The following is a 7405-nucleotide window of genomic DNA, read 5'->3' as shown; positions in this document are numbered from 1 at the left end:
ATGCACAAGAATCTACAATATCCAGGACAGTCATGTTCAATATCTCATTCTATTTTTAATGTGATTGGTTCCTTATCAAATCAAATTCGAGATGTTTTACCTGTCCTATAAATATACTAGCATCATATTGATTCAAATAATCAATAAAGAGTGTATTCTTATTTACAATAATCTTATTTCTTTTTCCACCATCTATTTGTTCTTTACGCTTCAATGCCTGCTCTCGATTGTAGAACGTTTCATATCTTTTCTCTATATCCCCATTCTCATTTTGAATTGTATAAATAACATTGTATGCCTTACGTCTTTTAGTAATTACTACGGCCATTTTAGTCCTCCCTATTCATCGCTATAAAACCATTTATCAAAGGATTCCTTGTTAATGCGAATTGATTTACCAATCTTTATACTCTTAAATGTACTTTCTTTTACTAAAGAATAAGCAGCTCCTTTACTTACACCTAATATCTTTGCAATTTCAGCTACTGTATAGGTTTTCTTTTCACATAACACCGGTTTCATCTCTTTGTCCTCCTCACTTTAAACTTTCAAAAAATATAATTCCCAGCTACAAAAAAAGGAAGCAGTGCTTCATTACTGCTTCCATAGGGAAAGAGTCCATAACCAGAAAAATCATTTTCTCTGGTTATGTAAACGTAAATCTAAACTAATTTTTATTTTCTTATCAATAATAGCCATTTGTCTTTTATTTAATGTTGCTATCTTTTTAAATAATCTTGATTTATCAATCACTCGAATTTGTTCACACATCACCATAGATCTGTACTTCAATCCTAGTCCATCCGGCAAAAAACAATGTGTTGGAAGATGATGTTTTGTATAAATCTTAGAAGAAAGGCACGCAACAATCGTAGTTGGACTATGTTTATTTCCACAATTATTTTGAATAATCAATACAGGCCTAACTTTTCCTTGTTCTGATCCTGAGGCATCACTCAGATCTGCTAAATAGATTTCTCCTTTTTTCACTTTCATTTCTATCCACTCCTATAAAATATGTAAAACCAGGATATACCTGGTTGATAATTAATATTAAAATATTCATCGCGTCTTCTATTTATCACCTGATTACCCGAAAACAAAGGAATCCTATTAGACAAGATAGTTGCTAATTATCTTTCATTGGAATCTCACCAACCCATATTACGCTTGGGCCTGTCGCTAGAAGTATCATTATCTCATATATTGTCATGGCACAATCAGCAAAATTGTTTGTCATTCTAAAGTATCGTCGCTCGAATTGCTTCATCATCGCGCAGTAGTGATCCAGCTCAAATATATAAGTTCTGTATCTAATAGTTGTTATGCTATTTTCAAAGACCCTTCCGAGAAGATATAAGTATCCCCTTCACTAGTGAGCCGATGAAAACGCGCAAAAATTGCACATCATATAAATTTTTTCTAAAACTTATAATACCTGGCTTCTACCAAAATTTAGTCCAGCATCATCTAAACAATATTTACATCAGAATATTGAATAATTTCTTCTACTAAAAGAAAAAAGCTATGCCATATTATATAGAATAGCCAACTATCCATATTTGTTAGGAAGATGAATAGCAATACTAATTATAGCTTTCGACTGTTTTGCTGTCTACTTTTATTGATCTGAACAACATCATTCGCTTCTTTTTCAGTATGATACACCTTCGATTCACGTACTCGTATACCGGAAGGTCCATCATTACCATTGTTTGTATCAAATTTAATAGTAACAAAGCCAGATGCAGCACGTATTACTGTAGCTTTTCTAACAAATACAGATGAACTAATAAAATACACTGTATCTCCAACATTAAACTGTTTAGCCATTATTTACCATCCTTTCTGTACTTTCCAAAGAAACGCTCTTCTCCTTCCAACCTGGCCTTAATAGCATCCTCTTTTTTATCAAATCGTCCTAAACAATGATTCTTTCTTTGAAATGTAATCTGAGCAACCCATTTATTACGCTTCTTATCAAAAGACACACCACGAACTCCTGTACTATTGTTCTTATTTATCTTCCTGGAAGAAGAAATACCAGATAATGTAGTTCCATCCACGAAGCCAAAACGATCTTTAGCCGTACTAGAACGAACCTCTGTATTTAAACAACCACACGATCTTGTTTTACCATCTTTTAATGAATGTGCATTAACAACTACCTCATTCCCACAATCACATATACATTTCCACATGGTATTGTTATTTACTCGACCAACGTATTCTTGTGCAACAAGCCTACCAAACCTTTGATCAGTTAAATCATTACGATTCCTTAATCTACATCCACAACTTGTTGTATGACCAGTTCTAAGATGATTTGAAGTGACTTCACAAGTGTTGCCACAATCACACTTACATTGCCATATAGCCAGACCTCTATATCGTTTTCCTGTATCTTTTATTGCTATTAGCTTTCCAAAACGTTGGCCAGTTAGATTTAATTTGTTAGGTGGTGTCATTTAATTATCCTCCAAGAGTAAAGGAATGATCATTTCTGATACGATTCAATAAAAGTGCTTTATTCTTTACCAACTTATATTAATAATGTCATTTAATTTATAAATCAAACTATCTTTTCTATGCTCAAAGCATACGCCTTAAATCATCATGAACTCTAAATCTATTTTTAGGAATCAGATACCTATGATGATTGTATATAAAGTATTTTCCTGTCTTACTATAATCTAATAATTTCACATGTTCTGCAGCGCTGCCTCTTCGTATTAAAATAACATCTCCAACTGGAAGTTCATTTACATAATCTAGTGTAAAACCAGATCTGTGTGCAATATCTAAAGCTGAATCATAGGAATTTGTTCCCATATATATGGTTGTATCAAAACAATCTTGTATATTGATCGCATTGTCTTTATATACAGATGCCAATTGATTTTTGGATTGAATACAACCTGTAATACCTATACCACGACTTCTTGCGGTTGCGATAATACTCGCAAAATCATTAATCTCATAATTTGCCATATCATCTAAATGAAACTGAACCGGTATGGGTAATCTTAAATCTTTTTGTTTATTTGCCTCAGCAAACAAGAATTGAAACAATTGTGATAAAAACACACTCGCGATTCTATGTAAAGAAGAATCTGCATCATTGACTTGAATAAAGATCACTGATTTTTCATGAACAAACTTCTTGAAATCAATCGTGAATTCTTCGGCACCGTCGCAAATTGTACGTAATACGTCTGGATTCTGTAACGCCGACGTTCTTGAACGTAATGTTTTAAATATAGTTGCCAATGTCTTTGGAGCACAGATAACTTCTCTAAAAAATAGTTCGCTAGAATATACATCTAAGCCTTCATTAATTAATTCATTTATTTTATCCATTTTTTTCACCTGTGACTGCATTAAACAGTTATAATCTAGGTCGTCGTAATTTCTATATTCATTACTATCGAACCAATACCAAGATTCGATGGTTTTTGCAAACCATTCGCATTGAGGTAAATCACACATAAGAGCCCCAAAAGGTGTAAACGCCTTTTTCAAAGGTGCTACATATACTCCTAATCCATATTGATGAATACCATCTTCTGCCATTAACTTCTCAATAGTTTTATAACACACATTCAACGTGACTCCGTACTTTTTACATTTTTCTTCACTAAATTTAAATTCCATTCTTGTTAACATAACCGCACCTCTTTTTCACATCCATTCAGATTCTAATACTTTTGGGATTTCTCCTGTTTCTTTTCATGTGAAATAAATGACTTGTTTCGCGTGTCTAGAATAGAATGTACAAACATCCAATCCTTTTGAATGCTCAAGAATTTCTCCTGTTTGGACATTAAATACTAGTGTATATTTCCTGTTGTCGTCATTTTCTTCCAGATAATGTGTAAAAACAATATCTCCATCGACTTTATCAACAAATACTTTTACCATAATAAGTACCTTTACCTTTCATCTTCATCATATGTAGATTTGATTTAATATAATTTTTTGATTTACTAGCTGTTTATTAATGACCTTAATGCTAATTTATTAAATATGGACGTCATGTGGGTACTCACAAATATGAATACCTTTATAATTTATTAAATTCATTTATATATTTTCTTATAAACGGTAACACCGTATATTCTTCATTTCGAACAAAATCGACTCTTAGTTGTTCTAACATAAAATCGTTGAAACTTTCATCAAAATCACCTTCCAACATAATCATTTTACGAACATGGCAAGCCGTATTTAAATCATACTTCATACTTTTCTTTTTACCAACATAATAATAGAGTCCATCTACATCTTTAATAATATTGATATTTTGTAGATTCTTCACTACATCACTCTTTAAACAAGGGTTCAATACAATTCCTTCATAATCTCTACAATATTTCACAAAGTCTCTTCCCAAAGAAGTAGCTAAGGAAATGAGTGGTGAATCATCTGATTTATTAGGTTTTCTTACAATCTCTTGAGATTGATAGCTTTCTTTATCTAAGTTTTCTATAATTTGTTCTACTTGAGTCTTATACTTTATATTTCTTTCACCAAATGATTTCAACAAGTAAATCAATTTGTCTTTTAAGATGAGCTCATCCTTGCTGTATTTTTCTAAACGATTGTGTAACTCATTTAAATCTGGCATCGCAATAATTGCAGTATCAAATATCATCATTTTACGTTTCTTAGTTGAAATCAACATTTCTGGACGAACAATTTTATGATATTTTATATAAAATTCTTCATCAAAAATACAATCATATTTCTTAAACTCCTCTGATTTCTGATCAATTACCTTATGAAAATTCATTCTCCCATCACAAAATACATTTAATACTAAATATTGTGTTTCACGACAATTCCTTTTCACATTATAAACTGTCTCTTTCGTTACATATTCAACCGGTTCATCCCAATGCCATTGATACGTGGAAAGACTTTGATTTGCGATATCTCTTTTAATTGCTAGTTCTGTTAGAATTTTATCTAACACATTATCGTTTATGTCCATTTTATTATTTTTACCAATACAATTTTCATATGTTAAATGTTGCGTACAAAAATCATTTGTATGTTGATCTCGCATATTATTCTTTTGGTAATATTCTGCATTGTGAATCAAGATAATATTGAATTGTTTATCTTGATCAAACCCAATATTTTCAATACCTTTATCCTTTAATTTTAAAACCATCAATTCAATCATTTTTTTAGATAGAGTATCATTTACACGATCAATCAAATTAATTCCCAAATCATTAAAAGCCTTGATTCTATAATCTTTTGATACATTTTTAGAATACGACTTCAATGATTTTCCATTCTCTAAATCAACTGGAATCAATTGAATATAGTCTTTTAAGTTATCTTCAACATCCTTAAAAAAGTTATAGAAAATCCCTTTCTTTGAATCTTCAAAAGCTTGCAAATTTCTTATATCCAAATCCTTCGCAATAAACCTATTCTTTTTAGAACCCGGATTTTTCTTCACAAAACATTGGTCATCCTTCAAAGGCATCAAGGCTCTATGAAATATATAATTTTTTTCATCAATATAATATTTAGGTAACTTACGAATATCATTTTCTTTATTTTGATTATATTCTAAAACTTTAGATAATCGACAAAAAGATTCAACACTTAATCTCAAAACGCACTCTTGATTATTTTCCTTTATAAATGGATCAATTGAAATATTATATGCGGTTACCATATCCTTAGTAAATGAATGACTATTAATATAATAGAGTCTTCCTGACACATTATTATATTCTTTATAACAGTCCATATTTGGAAGCATATTAAAAAATAATTGGCACAATTCACTAGGATACATACTAGAGATATCTTTTAGTTTTTCAACAAATACACCCTGCCCATCTATATGAGACTGAATTTCTTCTATGCTTAAACTATCCTTACTGAAAATGGCATAAAAGTATCCACCATATCGATATAAAACAGCCAATGCAGGCGATAAACTATCTGCAAGTGTTTCTATACAATTTTTAACAACCTTTCTTTGTTCTTTATCCATACCATTTAAGTCTTGTCCAATTTTATAAATATCATAATCTTGCATTATTTGATTATAATGAATATTTAATTTAACTCTATTTGTCTTAATCATTTTTTTCATCCTTTAAACACTTTCTAATTGTATTGATTGCCTCTTGATTAACATGAAATCCATCCTTTTCCAATAAAGAAGGAATTTCAATAATTTTTTCCGATTCCATAATTTGATCCGTATCCTTTTCATCAAATATATTGATGACTAACAGTTTCTTTCCATGGACATCATCTAATTTATTAAGAATCTTTTTTGACATTGTTTTCCAGCTATATGATGAATATCTCCAATGTTTAAAATCAATATAGATATTCCCATATTTAAAATCAAAACGTTCAAATTCTTCTGTATCCAACTCCTCTAAATCGATGCCTAATTCCTGTTTAATAATGAATTTTCCTACAAACTCACCGAGTCTTCCTTTATAAATATTCTGATATAAAACTGGAGAAAGTATATAATCGTTTTTTTCAAAAGAAGTCGCATATCCATGTTTTACAAACTCATCTTTTAAACCTGGATAATTCAACATATTCACTAAACGACAATTCTCTTCACTAACCTCATGTAAATAATCTATCAGCCACTCCTGATTCTTTTTACTATTTTGAATGCGTAATTTTGCCTCATCCTTTGTCGCATTAAAGAAGATGTCTGTATATTCAAAATCTTTTACATCCACAAAATAATATTTATTGAAAGGATCATGTGAATGAATATAATATTCCTTAACAATTTCATTATCTAAATCACAAGATGTAGGATATTTCAAACAGTTTTCTCCTAATTCCTTATAAAGCTGGATTTGTTCTTCTGTCCAATCTCCTGACAACAATCCATAAATATAGAATTTACCAACACTAGAGATTCGACTTGCCTCATTCTCTACATAATCATATACAGGAACATTTTGTTGTCTTTCTTTGGCATACATCGCAAGCTGCATTGTTTCAGGTGATAAAATTTCAGTTTCTAAAACTGTTGTATCAAAACTATGGACAATATCTTTTGTAACTAAAATATGAATTGTTTCATTCTTATTAAAGGATCTTGATAAACGACCAATCGCTTGAATAATTTGTTTTGTCTTGAATAAACGTACGCTTCTACAACCTTGAATTCCTTTTAGAAATATCTTTGTCTTAGGATTTTTAAGCTTTTCATAAGCAGATTGAATCCCTTTATTTAAGATATGATGTGTAATCTCATTATTTTCATAAAGATTTGATGCTAGTATATTTATAGGACAGGTAAAACATCTCGAATTTGATTTGATAAGGAACCAATCACATTAAAAATAGAATGAGATATTGAACATGACTGTCCTGGATATTGTAGATTCTTGTGCAT

At 30.5% G+C, this 7405-nt stretch carries 9 protein-coding genes; all 9 read right to left on the bottom strand.

The genetic code is table 11. The features are described from left to right. Positions 1-55 precede the first annotated feature (55 nt). The gene (locus FYJ55_RS09925) at positions 56-328 is read right to left on the bottom strand and encodes a hypothetical protein (RefSeq protein ID WP_154556689.1); all 273 of its coding nucleotides are present in this window, start codon (positions 326-328) and stop codon (positions 56-58) included. 11 nt (positions 329-339) lie between these two features. Then, positions 340-522, bottom strand: coding sequence for a helix-turn-helix domain-containing protein (locus FYJ55_RS09920; RefSeq protein WP_154556688.1), 183 nt, complete (start codon positions 520-522; stop codon positions 340-342). Between the two features lie 111 nt (positions 523-633). Beyond that, complete coding sequence (locus FYJ55_RS09915) at positions 634-996, bottom strand: type II toxin-antitoxin system PemK/MazF family toxin (RefSeq protein ID WP_154556687.1); 363 nt, start codon at positions 994-996, stop codon at positions 634-636. Positions 997-1590: 594 nt separating this feature from the next. Continuing rightward, entirely contained in the window at positions 1591-1833 is a 243-nt protein-coding gene (locus tag FYJ55_RS09910) for a hypothetical protein (protein WP_154556686.1), read from the bottom strand. Next, positions 1833-2468, bottom strand: a complete 636-nt coding sequence (locus FYJ55_RS11180; protein WP_229771155.1) for an AP2/ERF family transcription factor — start codon at positions 2466-2468, stop codon at positions 1833-1835. The genes FYJ55_RS09910 and FYJ55_RS11180 overlap by 1 nt, the downstream gene beginning before the upstream one ends. A gap of 124 nt (positions 2469-2592) precedes the next feature. After that, positions 2593-3666, bottom strand: coding sequence for a type IV secretory system conjugative DNA transfer family protein (locus FYJ55_RS09900; RefSeq protein ID WP_154556685.1), 1074 nt, complete (start codon positions 3664-3666; stop codon positions 2593-2595). A 63-nt stretch (positions 3667-3729) separates the two neighbouring features. Next, the gene (locus FYJ55_RS09895) at positions 3730-3921 is read right to left on the bottom strand and encodes a hypothetical protein (protein WP_154556684.1); all 192 of its coding nucleotides are present in this window, start codon (positions 3919-3921) and stop codon (positions 3730-3732) included. Positions 3922-4063: 142 nt separating this feature from the next. Continuing rightward, positions 4064-6112 (bottom strand): hypothetical protein, encoded by a 2049-nt coding sequence (locus FYJ55_RS09890; RefSeq protein ID WP_154556683.1) that lies wholly within the window; start codon positions 6110-6112, stop codon positions 4064-4066. After that, entirely contained in the window at positions 6105-7001 is an 897-nt protein-coding gene (locus FYJ55_RS09885; RefSeq protein ID WP_154556682.1) for a hypothetical protein, read from the bottom strand. Before FYJ55_RS09885 ends, FYJ55_RS09890 begins: the two co-directional genes overlap by 8 nt. Between the last annotated feature and the right edge of the window lie 404 nt (positions 7002-7405).

Origin of the sequence: Holdemanella porci, assembly GCF_009696075.1 — a bacterium.
Taxonomy (GTDB): Bacteria; Bacillota_I; Bacilli_A; order Erysipelotrichales; family Erysipelotrichaceae; genus Holdemanella; species Holdemanella porci.
This window is presented reverse-complemented; position numbering and strand designations above follow the sequence as displayed.